This window comes from Streptomyces boncukensis, from assembly GCF_011045075.1.
Lineage (GTDB): Bacteria > Actinomycetota > Actinomycetes > Streptomycetales > Streptomycetaceae > Streptomyces > Streptomyces boncukensis.
Window position 1 is genome coordinate 1 of record NZ_JAAKZZ010000170.1, and the last position, 13,865, is coordinate 13,865.

Sequence of the window (13,865 nt, forward strand, 5' to 3'; positions counted from 1 at the left end):
GTAGAGCCCCATGCCCATCCCCCACAGCCCGCCGAGCACCAGCGCCACCGGGAGGAACACCAGCCCGGCCCCGGCCAGCGGTTCGAGGAAGAGCCACAGCCACTCGCGGCGGGCCCGGGGGTCGCCGAACAGCGCCCGGAACTGCTCGGTGAGCGGCGCCCCGCCGGGCGGCAGCGCGCGCGGCGCGGGTATCCGCACCTCCGACCAGGCCGCGGCCAGCGCCCGCTGCCGCGCTGTCAGCCCGCGCAGGCACGCCTGGACGCGGGGCAGGAGCAGCAGCGCCGGGCCGGAGCTGCACAGCAGGGCGAGCAGCGAGTACCAGGTGGCCACCAGGGCCAGCCCCCACAGCCGCAGACAGCGCCGCAGGCCCTCCAGCCCGGGGGAGACGAAGCGGGTGATCGGTTCCATGGACTCAAGTATGGGAGCGGGGCCTGTCCGCTGTCGGTGGTGAAAACCCGCCTCTGTGCGGGCGTGCCGTTGCCCGCCCTTTCGGGGCCGTGGGGGCGGGCGTAGCGTCAGGATCATGTTTGCTGCCTATGCCGCGCGCATCGACAAGGACGAGCCCCTGAACGGTCTGGAGCTGGGAGAACGGCCGGAGCCGAGGGTGCCGCCCGGCTGGACGACGGTCTCGGTCAGGGCCGCCTCGCTCAACCACCACGACCTGTGGTCGCTGCGGGGGGTGGGGCTCGGCGAGGAGTCGCTGCCGATGATCCTCGGCTGCGACGCGGCGGGTGTGGACGACGACGGCAACGAGGTGGTGGTGCACTCCGTCATCGGCGCGACCGGGCACGGCGTCGGCCCCCGCGAGCCCCGCTCCCTGCTCACCGAGCGCTACCAGGGCACGTTCGCGGAGCGGGTCGCCGTGCCGCAGTGGAACGTCCTGCCCAAGCCGAAGGAGCTGTCCTTCGAGGAGGCCGCCTGCCTGCCGACGGCCTGGCTGACGGCCTACCGCATGCTCTTCACGAACGCGGGCGTCGGGCCGGGCGACACGGTCCTGGTCCAGGGCGCGGGCGGCGGCGTGGCCACGGCCGCCATCGTGCTGGGCGCGGCGGCCGGGCTGCGGATCGTCGCCACCAGCCGGGACGCGGCCAAGCGCAAGCGCGCCGAGGAGCTGGGCGCCGAGCTCGCGGTGGAGCCGGGCACCCGGCTGCCGCGCCGCGCCGACGCCGTCCTGGAGACGGTCGGCGCGGCGACCTGGTCGCACTCCGTCAAGTCGCTGCGGCCCGGCGGCACGCTGGTGATCTCCGGCGCCACCAGCGGGGCCAACCCGTCCGCCACCGAGCTGAACCGGATCTTCTTCCTGGAGCTGAGGGTCGTCGGCTCCACCATGGGCAGCAAGGAGGAGCTGGCCTCGCTGCTGAGCTTCTGCGCCGCGAAGGGGGTGCGCCCGGTGGTCGACTCCACCCTGCCCCTGGACCGGGCACGCGAGGGCTTCGCGAGGATGGCCGAGGGCACCCAGTTCGGCAAGATCGTCCTGACCCCGGGCACCTGACCCGGCGCGCCTGACCCGGCGCCCGGCCCTGTCGGCCTCCCCCGGCCCGCCGGGGCCGGGGGGCCGGGGGGCCGTCCGCTACAGCACCTTGGACAGGAACGACTTGGTCCGCTCGTGCTGCGGGTCGCTCAGCACCTGCCTCGGGCTGCCGGACTCCACGACGACGCCGTCGTCCATGAAGACCAGCGAGTCGCCGACCTCGCGCGCGAAGCCCATCTCGTGGGTGACGACGACCATGGTCATGCCGTCCTGCGCGAGGTCCCGCATCACATCCAGGACCTCGCCGACCAGCTCGGGGTCGAGGGCCGAGGTCGGCTCGTCGAAGAGCATCAGCTTGGGGTCCATCGCCAGCGCCCGCGCGATGGCGACCCGCTGCTGCTGGCCGCCGGAGAGCTGCGCGGGGTAGCCGTCCCGCTTGTCGCCCAGTCCGACCCGGTCCAGAAGCTGGTCGGCGCGGTCCCGGGCCTCCCGCTTGGACGTGCCCTTGACCTGGACGGGGGCCTCCATCACGTTCTCCCGCGCCGTCATGTGCGGGAAGAGGTTGAAGCGCTGGAAGACCATGCCGATGTCCCGCCGCTGGGCCGCGACCTCGCGGTCGCGCAGCTCGTAGAGCTTGCCGTGCTTCTCGCGGTAGCCGACCAGCGTGCCGTCGACGTAGAGCCGCCCGGCGTTGATCTGCTCCAGGTGGTTGATGCACCGCAGGAACGTCGACTTCCCCGAGCCGGAGGGGCCGACGATGCAGAACACCTCACCCGCCCGCACCTCCAGGTCGATGCCCTTGAGCACCTGGACGTGCCCGAAGTACTTGTGGACGGCCTCCGCCTTCACCATCGCGGTCATGCGCCGCGCACCTCCGATCCCGTGCCGCGGCCCACCGTGAACAGGTTGCGCCGGATGCGCTGCCACGGTGTCGGCGGCAGCTGCCTGCTGGTGCCGCGGGCGTAGCGGCGCTCCAGGTAGTACTGGCCGATGCTGAAGACGGTGGTGATGAGCAGGTACCACAGGGTGGCGACCAGCAGCAGCTCCACCACGGCACCGGAGTTGTTGCCGATGTTCTGCGCCTTGCGCAGGGTCTCCTCGTACATCACCACGGCGCACAGCGAGGACGTCTTCAGCAGGTTGATGAACTCGTTGCCGGTCGGCGGCACGATCACCCGCATGGCCTGCGGCAGCACGATGCGGCGCATGTTCTGCGCGTTGGTCATGCCGAGCGCGTGCGACGCCTCGGTCTGGCCCTCGTCGACGGACTGGATGCCCGCGCGGCAGATCTCCGCCATATACGCCGCCTCGTTCAGGCCGAGGCCGAGCAGCGCGGCCATGAACGGGGTCATGACGTCGGTCATCTCGTCCTTGTAGATCGGCCCGAGGTTCAGGATCGGGAAGATCAGGGCGAGGTTGAACCAGAGCAGCAGCTGGACGTAGACCGGCGTGCCGCGGAAGAACCAGATATAGCCCCAGGCGACGGTGGTGGTCACCGGGTTCTTCGACATCCGCATCACCGCGAGGACGATGCCGAGCACCAGGCCCATGAGCATGGCCAGCACGCTGACCACGATCGTGTTCTTGACGCCCTCCAGGATCTGGTCGTCGAAGAAGAAGTCGCCGACGGACGCCCAGCGCAGGTCGGCGTTCGCGACGGCGTTGGCGAACAGCGCCAGCAGCGTCAGGACGACGGCGGCGGCGACATACCGGCCGTAGTGCCGCACGGGGATGGCCTTGATCAGCTCAGGGGCCGGTGCCGACGGCGGCGTGGCGTCCGCCGTCTTGTCGAGGGGGTCTTTCACGGGGCTGGCCTCTCCGCGTCCGTGGGTCGGGGTCCTTCGGGGTCTTCGGTCCGGTCAAAGCCGGCTCAGGAGCCGCCGTTGATCTTCACGGTGTCGATGGCGCCGTCCTGGACGCCCCACTTCTCCAGCGCCTTGTCGTAGGCGCCGTCCTCCTTGATCTTCTCCAGGGCCGACTTGAGCGCGTTCCGCAGCTTCTTCTGGTCCTTGCGGACGGCGATGCCGTACGGCGCCGACTCCATCTGGTCGCCGACCACCTCGAAGTCGCTGCCGCTCTTGGCGGCGTGCGCGGCCACCGGGAAGTCCGAGATGTCGGCGACGACACCGCCCGCCTTCAGCCGGACGCGGGCCTCGTCGTCGTTGTCGTACGCCTCGATGCCGATCTTCTTCTTGCCGTCCTTCGCGCACTGCGCCGTCTGCTTCTTGAGGATCTCGTGCGAGGTGGTGCCGCGCTGGGTGGCGACCTTCTTCCCGCACATCTGCCCGACGGAGTCGATCTTCTCGGGGTTGCCCTTCTTGACGAGGATCGAGGAGCCGGCGGTGAGGTAGTCGACGAAGTCGACGCCCTTGCCCGCCTTCTTGCCCTTGTCGTCCAGCCCCTCCTGGCGGTCCTTGGTGTCCGTCATGGAGGACATGATCATGTCGAAGCGGCCGGTCTGCATCGAGGTGATCAGACCGTCGAAGGTGCCGTTGGAGAACTCGAAGCGGACCCCGAGCTCCTTGCCCATCGCGTCGGCGAGGTCCGGGTCGAGGCCGACGATGTCGCCGCCCTCCTTGTACTCCATGGGCTTGTACGCGGCGTCCGTGCCGACCTTGATCACCCCGGCGTCCCGGATCTTCTGCGGCAGCTCGGCATTGAGCGAGGACTTCCCGCCCCCGGAGTCCGAGCCGCCGCCGGAGTCGTCGGTCTGGTCCCCGCACCCGGCGAGCAGCAGGGCCCCGGTGACCGCTACCACCCCGACCGCGGAGGCCCGGGAGCGGAAGGCGGCCGAACGGCGGGCGGTGCGAACGGTCATGGGTGGTCCTCCTGCGCGGATATGAGGTGGCCGGGCGGCCGGAGCACACATCTTCGGATGTCGCGACCTCGTGTGGATGGGGGGCATCTTGCCATCCGGACGCGCGGCCGCAGGGGCTCCGCGATGTCAAAATCGGATAACGGAGCACCGATTCCGGATACCGGGAACGCCCTCCCTCGTTACGGTGACCAACAACCGGCATCTACACCGACATTTTCGGGCATACCATCCCGTTTCTCCGGCCGCACGCACCCGGTACCCCAGAATCGCCCCCTGGATGTTCGGCTACGGCTGGAACGCACTCGTGCGGGGCGCCCCTCGTCCGGTACAAAGGTCGATTACACCCCTCACCCGGGGACCAGGGCGCGTGTGCGGCGTGCCCGGCGTCCGTACCTCCCTCCGGACAGCGGATATCCGCCATCCGGGAAGCGGACGCGGTGCCCGCCCGTTCCTTACAGCGGGGAACGGCCACCCTCACGACTTCGACTAAGGGGTACTACACAGTGTCAGCCGACATCGTCAATCCGAAGGACGGACTGGAGCCGGACGTCATCGATCCGGCGTTCGCCCTGCACCGCGGCGGCAAGATGGAGGTCCGGGCCACCGTCCCCGTGCGGGACGCGGACGATCTGTCCCTCGCCTACACCCCCGGCGTCGCCAAGGTCTGCGGCGCCATCGCCGAACAGCCCGAGCTGGTCGCCGACTACACCTGGAAGTCGCAGGTCGTCGCCGTCGTCACGGACGGCAGCGCGGTGCTGGGGCTGGGCGACATCGGCCCCGAGGCGTCGCTGCCCGTGATGGAGGGGAAGGCCATCCTCTTCAAGCAGTTCGGCGGGGTGGACGCGGTGCCGCTCGCGCTGGACGGGCACAGCACCGATGAGATCGTCGACACCGTCGCCCGGCTGGCGCCCTCGTTCGGCGGGGTGAACCTGGAGGACATCGCGGCGCCCCGCTGCTTCGAGATCGAGGCCCGGCTGAAGGAGCGGCTGGACATCCCGGTCTTCCACGACGACCAGCACGGCACGGCCATCGTCACCCTGGCCGCGCTGCGGAACGCGGCGCGGCTGCACGGACGCGCGCTGGGCGAGCTGCGCGCGGTGGTCTCCGGCGCGGGGGCCGCCGGGGTCGCCATCGCGCGGATCCTGACCGAGGCGGGCATCGGGGACGTCGTGGTCTGCGACCGCAAGGGCGTCGTCTCCGCGGACCGCGAGGATCTGACGGACGTCAAGCGGGAGCTCGCGGGCTTCACCAACGCCGCCGGGCGCACCGGCTCCCTGGAGTCGGCGCTCGCGGGCGCTGACGTGTTCATCGGCGTCAGCGGCGGCACCGTCCCGGAGGAGGCGGTCGCCGGCATGGCCGAGGGCGCCTTCGTCTTCGCCATGGCCAACCCGAATCCGGAGGTCCACCCGGACGTCGCCCGGAAGTACGCGTCGGTGGTCGCCACGGGGAGGAGCGACTACCCGAACCAGATCAACAACGTGCTGGCCTTCCCCGGCGTCTTCGCCGGCGCCCTCCAGGTGCGGGCGACGGACATCACCGAGGGGATGAAGCTGGCGGCGGCGGACGCGCTGGCGGCGGTCGTCGCGGACGAGCTCGCTCCGGACCGGGTGATCCCCTCCCCCTTCGACGAGCGGGTCGCCCCCGCGGTCACCGCCGCGGTGGCCAAGCAGGCCCGCGCGGAGGGAGTCGCCCGCGCGTAACCCCTGCGCCACCGGCGCCCCGTCAGGGGCGCCCCTCACATGGCGCCCCCGGAGGGTCAGCGCAGGCCGAGGACCATGCCGTCCGTCGGGGAGCACCACACAGCGCGCGCCTCCGCGAAGCCGACCTCGCGGAGCGTGCGCGCGTGCCACTCCACCGTCTGGAACTCCTCGCTGTTGTGGTCGTGCGTCACCTCGGCCGGGTTCCCGAACAGCGCGAACCGCTCCTCCGCCACCTCCCGCAGCGCCGGCTCGGCCGCCAGCGCGGTCCACCAGGACGCCCAGTCCAGCTCCCCGGCCTCCCGCGCCCGCTCCTTGCGCGCCCGCTCCCAGCGCTGCACGGCCGCGCTGATCAGCGGAGCGGACTCGTCCGGCATGTGGTCGGCGTTGAGGAACACCCCGCCCTGCCGGACGACACCCGCCACCTGCCCGTACAGCGCGCGCAGCGGCTCCGTCAGCATCCAGTGCAGCGCGGTCGCCGTCAGCACCGCGTCATAGGGGCCCTCCGGCAGCGCCCGCGTCCACTCCGGGTCGCCCAGGTCCGCCGTGACGAACTCGGCGCGCGGGTCCTGCGCGAAGTAGCCGCGGGCGAGCGCCAGCAGCGCGGGGTCGCGGTCGAGCCCGACCACCGTCGCCTTCGGCATCCGCCGCAGCACCCGGTCCGCGATGCTGCCGGTGCCGCAGGCGAGGTCCAGCACCCGGGGCTCGGTGCCGACCAGCGCCTCGACCATGTCCAGCATCACCCGGAACCGCTCCTCGCGGTCCGGGAGGTACCACTCCTGCTGCCGGTCCCAACTGCGCTGCCACGCCGCCCAGTCCACCCCGCCGGCCGCCGCGCCGCCGCTCCGCGCACCCGTGTCCGTATCCATACTCGTCCCCTTCCCTGCGTGTAATACCCTCGAAGCAGTTCATCTGTTACGTGCAAGACCGACGATAAACCGCCGCGGGTAAGGATCACAAGTGGAACTCAACTATTACTCGGACATGGCCGTGCGGCTGGTGAACACCGATCAGCCCGAACGCGGGGAGGACGCGCTCACCACCGTCGAGTCGGTGCGCGAGCTGTGCGGCAGCCACGCGACGATGGCCCGCCGCGCGACGGAGGCGGACGTGACCCGGCTGCGGGGCGTGCGGACCCGGCTGCGCGCGGTCTTCACGGCGGCCGCCGAGGGCGACGAGGTGCGGGCCGTGGACCTGCTCAACTCGCTGCTGATGGAGTTCCCCACCAGCCCGCAGATCTCCGGGCACGAGGTCCTGGACGACAACGGGCGCCCCCGCTGGCATATGCATCTGGCCGAGCACCCGGCCAACGCCACGGCGGGCTACGCGGCGACGGCCTGCATGGGGCTCGCCTTTCTCCTCACCGACCTCGGCGTCGACCGGCTCGGCGTCTGCCAGGCGCACCCCTGCCGCAACGCCTACCTCGACACCTCGACGAACCGCTCCCGCCGCTACTGCTCCGACCGCTGCGCCACCCGCGCCAACGTCGCCGCCTACCGTGCCCGCAAGCGCCTGGCGAGCGACGGCGAGGCGGCTCCCGCCGGACGCGGGCGCCCCGGGCCCACCAGCGGCCGGACGGCGCCCGCCGTCCAGCGCGCCCAGGACGACACGGACGGGTGAACACCGCGCGGCGAGCGCACCCGCAGCCACGCGCGGGCGACGACGAGCTCGTCCGGCACGGCGCCGAACTCCCTGCTGTCGTTCTCCACGAGCGGATTGTCGCCCTGCACCCACCAGCCGCCGGCCCGGCGCTCCACCGCGCGCTTGACGATGAGGAGGTCGTGCTGGAAGGGGTGTTTGAGCACCACGATGTCCCCGGCGCGCACCGCCGCGCCGTACGCGACGACCAGTTGGTCCCCCGGCCGTAGCGTCGGCTCCATCGAGGGGTTGTAGACCTCGGCCAGGCCGATCCGCCCCAGCAACCCGCCGCCCCGCTCGTCCTGTCCCGGGCCGCGCTCCTGCGTCCGCTCCGGCATCTTCTCCGCCTCCGGTCCTCCGGACGGTCCTTCCGGTCCGATTACTCCAGCAGATCCAGCCTGACACTGGACTTTTGTCCTAAGCCCGCGGGGGCACACGCGAAAAGGCTTCCCACACGGAGTAATCTCGCACGTGAGAAGACGATCACGAGGAAGGACGGCTCTATGCTCTCCCGCCTGTTCGCCCCCAAGGTGCAGGTCAGTGCGCACTGCGACCTGCCGTGCGGTGTGTACGACCCCGCCCAGGCCCGCATCGAGGCCGAGTCGGTCAAGGCCATCCAGGAGAAGTACCAGGCCAACGAGGACCAGCACTTCCGGACACGCGCCACCACCATCAAGGAGGAGCGCGCCGAGTTGGCCAAGCACCACATCTCGGTGCTGTGGAGCGACTACTTCAAGCCCCCGCACTTCGAGAAGTACCCGGAGCTGCACCAGTTGGTGAACGACACCCTCAAGGCGCTGAGCGCCGCCAAGGGCTCCACCGACCCGGCCACCGGCCAGAAGGCGCTGGACTACATCGCCCAGATCGACAAGGTCTTCTGGGAGACCAAGCGGGGCTGAACGCCCTCCCGGTCCGCAGCACCGCACCCGGCCCGCCCCACACGGCGGGCCGGGTGCGGTGTGTCCGGGTGCGGCGCGTCCGGGTGCGTCGCTCGCTACGCCTCCGGGGCGCGCAGCCGCCACAGGGAGGTGACCTCGGCGCAGCGGGCCTCGTGGAGCGGGTCGCTCTCGTCGGCGGGCCGGGCGTGGCGGGGGCGCGTGTCCTCGCGGCCGGCCACCTCCAGGCCCGCACCCGCGATCCAGCCGAGCAGCTCCTCGCGGCTCCGCAACCCGATCCGCTCCGCGAGGTCGGACAGCACCAGCCAGCCCTCCCCGCCCGGCGCCAGCCGCTCCCGCAGTCCGGACAGGAAGCCGCGCAGCATCCGGCTGCCGGGGTCGTAGACGGCGTGTTCGAGGGGCGAGCCCGGCTTTCCCGGGAGCCAGGGCGGGTTGCAGACGGCCAGCCTCGCGCGCCCCTCCCCGGCGCCGGGGAAGAGGTCGGCGCGGACCACCTCCACCGCCGCGTCCACGCCCAGCAGCCGTACGTTCTCCTCGGCGCACGCCAGCGCCCGCGGGTCCTGGTCGGTGGCGACGACCCGGGCCACCCCGCGCCGCGCCAGCACGGCGCCGAGCACCCCGGTGCCCGTACCGATGTCGAAGGCGGGCCCGGCGGCGGGCGGCAGCGGCGTACCGGCCACCAGGTCGACGTACTCGCCGCGCACCGGGGAGAAGACGCCGTACGCGGGGTGGACGCGGTCGCCGCCGAGCGCCGGGACGGGCACCCCGCCGCGGTGCCACTCGTGTGCGCCGATGACGCCCTGCAGCTCGCGCAGCGCGACGAGAGAGCGCGCCCCGGACGCGCCGGCGGCCGGTCCGTACGCCTGCGCGCACGCCGCGCCGACGTCCGGCGCGCGGCGCAGCGGAACCGTCCACTCGCCCTCCGGGCCGGCCTCCAGCGGGACCAGCAGCATGCCGAGCACCCGTGCCCGCCGGGACCGCGCCTGGCGGTACAGATGGAAGGTTTCCAGCGGGGTGGCCCCGGGCCGCGGCGGCTTGCGGTCGACGCGCCGGGCGAGCGCCGCGAGCAGTTGGCGGGCGCCGTGGTAGTCGCCGCGCCACAGCAGCGCGGTGCCCTCGCACGCCAGCCGGTACGCCGCGTCGGCGCGGGTGCGGTCGTCGGCCACCGCCACCCGGCGGGGCGGCTTCGCGCCGCTCTCGGAGCGCCAGCGCGCGGTGCGCTCCTCGCCGTTCTCGGTCCAGGTCACGGTCTGACTCACCGGCCAACCCTATGCCGTGCCCGGCGGGTGCAGCGCGGCGAGGCACGCCCCGCTCCCCGGGGCACCGTCACCGCCCGGACGGGGAGCCCGTCCGCACCGCGCCCACGCTGGCCGCGACCACCAGCGCGATGGCCACCAGCTGCAGCGCGCCCAGGCTCTGCCCCAGCACCACGAACCCGGCGCCCGCCGCCGCGACCGGCATCAGGCTCATCAGCACGGCGAACGTCGCGGCGGGCAGCCTGCGCAGCGCGAACAGCTCCAGCGTGTACGGCAGGCCGGACGACAGCACCGCCACCGCCGCGCCCAGCGCCAGCGTCACCGGGTCCAGCAGGGCGCCGCCCGCGCTCACCACCCCCAGCGGCGCGCTGACCAGCGCCGCCACCGCCATGGCGAGCGCGAGCCCGTCGGCCTTGGGGAAGCGGGCGCCGGTGCGGGCGCTGAAGAGGATGTACGCCGTCCACATGGCGCCCGCGCCCAGCGCGAAGGCGCACCCCGTGAGGTTCAGGCTCTCGAAGTCGCCGGCGCCCAGCAGATAGATCCCGCCCAGCGCCAGCCCCGCCCACAGCAGGCTGACCGCGCGTCGGGAGGCGACGACGGAGAGCACCAGCGGGCCCAGCAGCTCCAGCGTGACGGCCGCACCCAGCGGGATCCGGTCGATGGCCTGGTAGAAGAGGCTGTTCATGGTGCCCAGCGCGATGCCGAGCCCGGCGACGGCGGTCCAGTCGCGGCGGCCGTGGCCGCGCAGCCGGGGGCGGCAGACGAGCAGCAGCAGGAGCGCCGAGAAGATCAGCCGCAGCGCCACCATGCCGAGCGCCCCCGCGCGGGGGAAGAGCAGCGCCGCCACGGCGGAGCCGGACTGCAGCGACACCGCGCTGCCCACCACCATGACGACCGCGCCGGCCCGCGCCCGGCCCCCGCCGCGCGGCCCGTCGGACGCGGCGGATCGGGCGGCGGTACGGGCGGGGCTGTCGGCAGCGGTCATACCGTCACGCTAAGCCGTGTCCGGCGGACCGTGCCGGGCCGGGGCCGCCCCTTGCCGATGCGTCGCAGTCCGCGGGCAGGTGGGGGAGGCTGGGCGCGGACGGCACGCCAGGTGCCGGCCTGCCCGGGGAACCGGCTGATCACCGCATACGTTGATGTCACAGGGCGTTCGCCCGGATCCGCACCGTCAGCACGGGAGGCAAGATCATGGCAGGGTTTCTCGACCGGGCCAAGCAGCAGGCACAGCAGGCCGTGGCCCAGGGCAAGGAGAAGGTGGAGGACGTCCAGGCGCAGCGCGCGGGAAACGACCTGCTGAAGAAGCTGGGTGCGGCGTACTACGCGGAGAAGCGCGGCAGCGGCTCGGAGGAGGCCACCCAGCAGGCCCTCAACGCGCTGGAAGCGCACATCTCCACCCACGGCGACAGCTTCCTGCGGGGCGCCTGACCTCCGGCTGACGGGACCCCCGGCCCCGGCGCGGCGGCCGGGGGTCCCGTCGGCGTACGGCCGGACACCGCGGGCGCCGCGTCACGGTGCGAAGCGCAGCCGGTGCAGCATCAGCAGCGCGGCGGCGGTGTTGGCCGCGGGCACCTCGCCCGCGGCGACCAGGTCCGGCACCTCCTTGAGGGGGACCCACTCCCGCTTGTCGGACTCGAAGTCGTCCTCGGGGTGCCCGAGGTAGGTCGCGCCGCGCGCCCAGTAGATATGGTGCCGTGCGTCGGTGAGGCCGTTCGCGGGCTCCACCGTCATCAGATGGTCGAGCGGGCCGGGCCGCCACCCGGTCTCCTCCTCCATCTCCCGGGCCGCCGCGACGGCGAGCGGCTCGCCGTCCTCGACCACGCCGGCCGCGATCTCCCACCCCCAGCTGTCCGTGATGAAGCGGTGCCGCCACAGCAGCAGCACCTCGTCGCGCTCGTTGACGGCGGTCGCCATCGCCACCGGGCGCAGCCGGATCAGGTAGTGGTCGAGATGTCTCCCGTCCGGTAGCTCCACATCCGCCAGATTCACCCGAAGCCACTGGTTCTCATACACAGTGTGTTCACCCAGGTTCTTCCATTGCACGTATGTGCCCCCTTCCTGACGGAGGTTGGGCACATCCCAGCATGTTGTGCTCATCGACTGACAGAGGCACTCCGGCGCCCGGTCAGATGGGCACGCTCAGAACGCCCTCGATGAGCCGGGCCGCCTCGGCGGCCGCCGGTCCGGGGTGCCGCGCCAGCCGCTGCCGGACCCCGCGCATCCGCTCGCGCAGCCGCTGCGACTCGATGCCCCGCGCGGTGCCGACCATCGCCGCCGCGGTCAGCGCGGCGCGCTCCGCCTCCCCGCTGCGCAGCTCCACATCGGTGAGGGTGGCCAGCCGGTTGACCCGGCCGCGGGCGTGCGCCGGGGCGCGCGCCGCCTCGCGCGCGTACCGTCCGGCGGCGGGCACCTCGCCGAGCAGCAGCAGCGCCTCCGCCAGCCGCACCTCCAGCAGACCGGGCTGGACGTACCCCGTCTCCTCCGGCTCCTCCTCGGGCCGGATGCGATCGCAGTACGTCTCGGCCCAGCGCATGCAGGAGTGCGCGCTCCGCCGGTCGCCGATCCGCGCGTACGCCGTCGCCTGCATCGCGTAGAGGTCCGTCGCGAGCGCGGGGCTGGCCTGCGGCCCGGTGGCGCGCAGCACGGCCTCGGCGCAGGCCAGGGCGTGCCTGCTGTCGCCGAGGAACAGCGCCTGGTTGACCAGCAGCGCGATCACATAGCCGCCGAACAGCAGATCGCCGGACGCCTTGCCGAGCCGCAGCGCCTGGTGGAAGTAGCGCTGCGCGAGGCCCTGCGCGTCCGCGTCGTACGCGCAGATGCCGCCGACGGCGGCCAGCGAGCCGGCGGCGCGGCACAGCTCGCGCCCGGTCCGGTCGTCGTACCGCCCGCGCAGCAGCGGCGCCACCTCGGCGTTCAGGAACCCGACGACGCGGGCGCGGGTCGCCACGCCCCCCGCGTTGCGGTAGAGGTGCTCGTAGTGGCCGCGCGCCGTGTGCAGCATCGCCACATCCGCCGCCGTGACCGTGTTCCGGCCCGCGTGGGAGACGTCCGGATCGCCGGGCGGGCTCTCCCACTCCCATACGGGCGCGACGGCGGCGGCGCCGGTGAGCAGGGAGGGGCCCGGCCAGTCGTCGTGCCGCTCGTCCGCCCGCCACAGCGACGCCGCGCGCTCCACGAACCGGTCCAGGCCGCCGCCGGAGCCCACCGCGTCCAGCGGGACCTCCGCCGCCTCGGGCACCGCCATGCCGATGTCGTCCAGGGTGAGGGTGCGGCCCAGCCGCTCACCCAGGATCTCGCAGATCCACTCGGGCACCCTGCCGCGCGGACGCTGGCCCCGCAGCCAGCGCGCAACGGCCGTGTGGTCGTAACGCAGGGTGATACCCGCCGCGCCGCCTAATCGGTTGAGTCGCGCCGCAAGACCGGACCGGGACATTCCTGACTGGTCAAGCAGCGCGTCCAGTTGACTGTTGGGCTCCATGCCGCCCTCCGGTCGTCTGTCGTGTTGTTTCGCAGAGTAACGGAAGGAGTTTCACACGGGGTGTGAATGCCCCACCTGCCCGTGCGAGCGGCACATGCTCCCCAGGGCCCGCCGAATGCGCTTGCCTGGAGGAGTCCGACAACGGGGGTGACACGTACGGCACATGGACCGACACACACCGACACACCATGCGAGGTAGTCGATGAACGACCCGATCCTGTTCCGGCCCGGTGGTTGCCATGCGACCCTCTGACCCCACCGGCCACGGTGCCCCTCCGCACGCCCGGCCCTGCGCCCGCGGGGCCAACCGCGCGCTCCGGGCCCTCCTGGCGGAAACCGGGTGGACGCAGGCGGCGTTCGCGCGCGCCATTACTCGTATCGGCGCCGAGGCGGGACTCCACCTTCGGTACGACCGGACCTCCGTCGCACACTGGCTGCGCGGCAGCCGCCCCGACCCCCGGATCCAGCGGCTGGTCGCCGAGGCGCTGTCCCGGCGCCTCGGCCGCCCGGTGGCCGTGGCCGACCTCGGCATGAGCCCGGCGGCAGAGCTGCCGGCGCCCGCCGGAGCCCGCCGCGCCGCGCCCTCTTCGCCCTCTTCACCCCCTTCACCC

The 13,865-nt window shown here is 72.8% G+C and carries 14 protein-coding genes and 2 pseudogenes; 6 read left to right on the forward strand and 10 right to left on the reverse strand.

Annotated features, from left to right (window positions below; translation table 11 throughout):
• On the reverse strand, positions 1–408 hold a 408-nt coding region (locus G5C65_RS17555), incomplete at its 3' end, for a sensor domain-containing protein (protein WP_206441929.1).
• A 115-nt stretch (positions 409–523) separates the two neighbouring features.
• Here G5C65_RS17555 and G5C65_RS17560 point away from each other — a divergent pair.
• Entirely contained in the window at positions 524–1,492 is a 969-nt protein-coding gene (locus G5C65_RS17560) for a zinc-binding dehydrogenase (protein WP_165299800.1), read from the forward strand.
• Positions 1,493–1,570: 78 nt separating this feature from the next.
• Here G5C65_RS17560 and G5C65_RS17565 read toward each other — a convergent pair whose 3' ends face one another.
• From G5C65_RS17565 to G5C65_RS17575, 3 genes are all read right to left on the reverse strand, one after another.
• Entirely contained in the window at positions 1,571–2,332 is a 762-nt protein-coding gene (locus tag G5C65_RS17565; RefSeq protein WP_165299801.1) for an amino acid ABC transporter ATP-binding protein, read from the reverse strand.
• A complete protein-coding gene (locus G5C65_RS17570) occupies positions 2,329–3,276 on the reverse strand; it encodes an ABC transporter permease subunit (protein WP_165299802.1) in 948 nt (315 codons plus the stop codon). Before G5C65_RS17570 ends, G5C65_RS17565 begins: the two co-directional genes overlap by 4 nt.
• Before the next feature lie 65 nt (positions 3,277–3,341).
• Positions 3,342–4,289, reverse strand: a complete 948-nt coding sequence (locus G5C65_RS17575; RefSeq protein WP_165299803.1) for an ABC transporter substrate-binding protein — start codon at positions 4,287–4,289, stop codon at positions 3,342–3,344.
• Positions 4,290–4,792: 503 nt separating this feature from the next.
• Between G5C65_RS17575 and G5C65_RS17580 the strand changes: the two genes are divergently transcribed.
• Entirely contained in the window at positions 4,793–5,989 is a 1,197-nt protein-coding gene (locus tag G5C65_RS17580; RefSeq protein ID WP_165299804.1) for a malic enzyme-like NAD(P)-binding protein, read from the forward strand.
• A 56-nt stretch (positions 5,990–6,045) separates the two neighbouring features.
• Here G5C65_RS17580 and G5C65_RS17585 read toward each other — a convergent pair whose 3' ends face one another.
• Complete coding sequence (locus G5C65_RS17585; protein WP_165299805.1) at positions 6,046–6,855, reverse strand: class I SAM-dependent methyltransferase; 810 nt, start codon at positions 6,853–6,855, stop codon at positions 6,046–6,048.
• Positions 6,856–6,946: 91 nt separating this feature from the next.
• Between G5C65_RS17585 and G5C65_RS17590 the strand changes: the two genes are divergently transcribed.
• The gene (locus G5C65_RS17590; RefSeq protein WP_420903329.1) at positions 6,947–7,606 is read left to right on the forward strand and encodes a CGNR zinc finger domain-containing protein; all 660 of its coding nucleotides are present in this window, start codon (positions 6,947–6,949) and stop codon (positions 7,604–7,606) included.
• Between the two features lie 44 nt (positions 7,607–7,650).
• Here G5C65_RS17590 and sodX read toward each other — a convergent pair.
• Positions 7,651–7,962 (reverse strand): annotated as a pseudogene (gene sodX / locus G5C65_RS40740) (nickel-type superoxide dismutase maturation protease); the annotation flags it as partial.
• Positions 7,963–8,127: 165 nt separating this feature from the next.
• On the opposite strand from sodX, the gene sodN reads away from it, so the two are divergent.
• Complete coding sequence (gene sodN / locus G5C65_RS17600; RefSeq protein WP_165299807.1) at positions 8,128–8,523, forward strand: superoxide dismutase, Ni; 396 nt, start codon at positions 8,128–8,130, stop codon at positions 8,521–8,523.
• Between the two features lie 95 nt (positions 8,524–8,618).
• Here sodN and G5C65_RS17605 read toward each other — a convergent pair whose 3' ends face one another.
• On the reverse strand, positions 8,619–9,779 hold the full coding sequence (locus G5C65_RS17605) for a methyltransferase (protein ID WP_165299808.1): 1,161 nt from the start codon (positions 9,777–9,779) through the stop codon (positions 8,619–8,621).
• A 67-nt stretch (positions 9,780–9,846) separates the two neighbouring features.
• Positions 9,847–10,761, reverse strand: a complete 915-nt coding sequence (locus tag G5C65_RS17610; RefSeq protein ID WP_206441930.1) for an EamA family transporter — start codon at positions 10,759–10,761, stop codon at positions 9,847–9,849.
• A gap of 206 nt (positions 10,762–10,967) precedes the next feature.
• On the opposite strand from G5C65_RS17610, the gene G5C65_RS17615 reads away from it, so the two are divergent.
• Positions 10,968–11,204 carry a hypothetical protein gene (locus G5C65_RS17615; RefSeq protein ID WP_165299809.1) on the forward strand — a complete coding sequence of 79 codons (237 nt, stop codon included), beginning with the start codon at positions 10,968–10,970 and terminating at the stop codon, positions 11,202–11,204.
• Between the two features lie 81 nt (positions 11,205–11,285).
• Here G5C65_RS17615 and G5C65_RS17620 read toward each other — a convergent pair whose 3' ends face one another.
• Positions 11,286–11,819 carry an NUDIX domain-containing protein gene (locus G5C65_RS17620; RefSeq protein ID WP_165299810.1) on the reverse strand — a complete coding sequence of 178 codons (534 nt, stop codon included), beginning with the start codon at positions 11,817–11,819 and terminating at the stop codon, positions 11,286–11,288.
• An 82-nt stretch (positions 11,820–11,901) separates the two neighbouring features.
• Positions 11,902–13,254 (reverse strand): NsdA family TPR-like regulatory protein, encoded by a 1,353-nt coding sequence (locus G5C65_RS17625; protein ID WP_165299811.1) that lies wholly within the window; start codon positions 13,252–13,254, stop codon positions 11,902–11,904.
• A gap of 239 nt (positions 13,255–13,493) precedes the next feature.
• On the opposite strand from G5C65_RS17625, the pseudogene G5C65_RS39320 reads away from it, so the two are divergent.
• Positions 13,494–13,865 (forward strand): annotated as a pseudogene (locus G5C65_RS39320) (hypothetical protein); the annotation flags it as partial.

Bases quoted from the DNA above. Each gene is read 5' to 3' on its own strand.
- G5C65_RS17560 (WP_165299800.1), top strand. From the start codon at position 524: ATGTTTGCTGCCTATGCCGCGCGCATCGACAAGGACGAGCCCCTGAAC.
- G5C65_RS17565 (WP_165299801.1), bottom strand. From the start codon at position 2,332: ATGACCGCGATGGTGAAGGCGGAGGCCGTCCACAAGTACTTCGGGCAC.
- G5C65_RS17575 (WP_165299803.1), bottom strand. From the start codon at position 4,289: ATGACCGTTCGCACCGCCCGCCGTTCGGCCGCCTTCCGCTCCCGGGCC.
- G5C65_RS17585 (WP_165299805.1), bottom strand. From the start codon at position 6,855: ATGGATACGGACACGGGTGCGCGGAGCGGCGGCGCGGCGGCCGGCGGG.
- sodN (WP_165299807.1), top strand. From the start codon at position 8,128: ATGCTCTCCCGCCTGTTCGCCCCCAAGGTGCAGGTCAGTGCGCACTGC.
- G5C65_RS17610 (WP_206441930.1), bottom strand. From the start codon at position 10,761: ATGACCGCTGCCGACAGCCCCGCCCGTACCGCCGCCCGATCCGCCGCG.
- G5C65_RS17615 (WP_165299809.1), top strand. From the start codon at position 10,968: ATGGCAGGGTTTCTCGACCGGGCCAAGCAGCAGGCACAGCAGGCCGTG.
- G5C65_RS17625 (WP_165299811.1), bottom strand. From the start codon at position 13,254: ATGGAGCCCAACAGTCAACTGGACGCGCTGCTTGACCAGTCAGGAATG.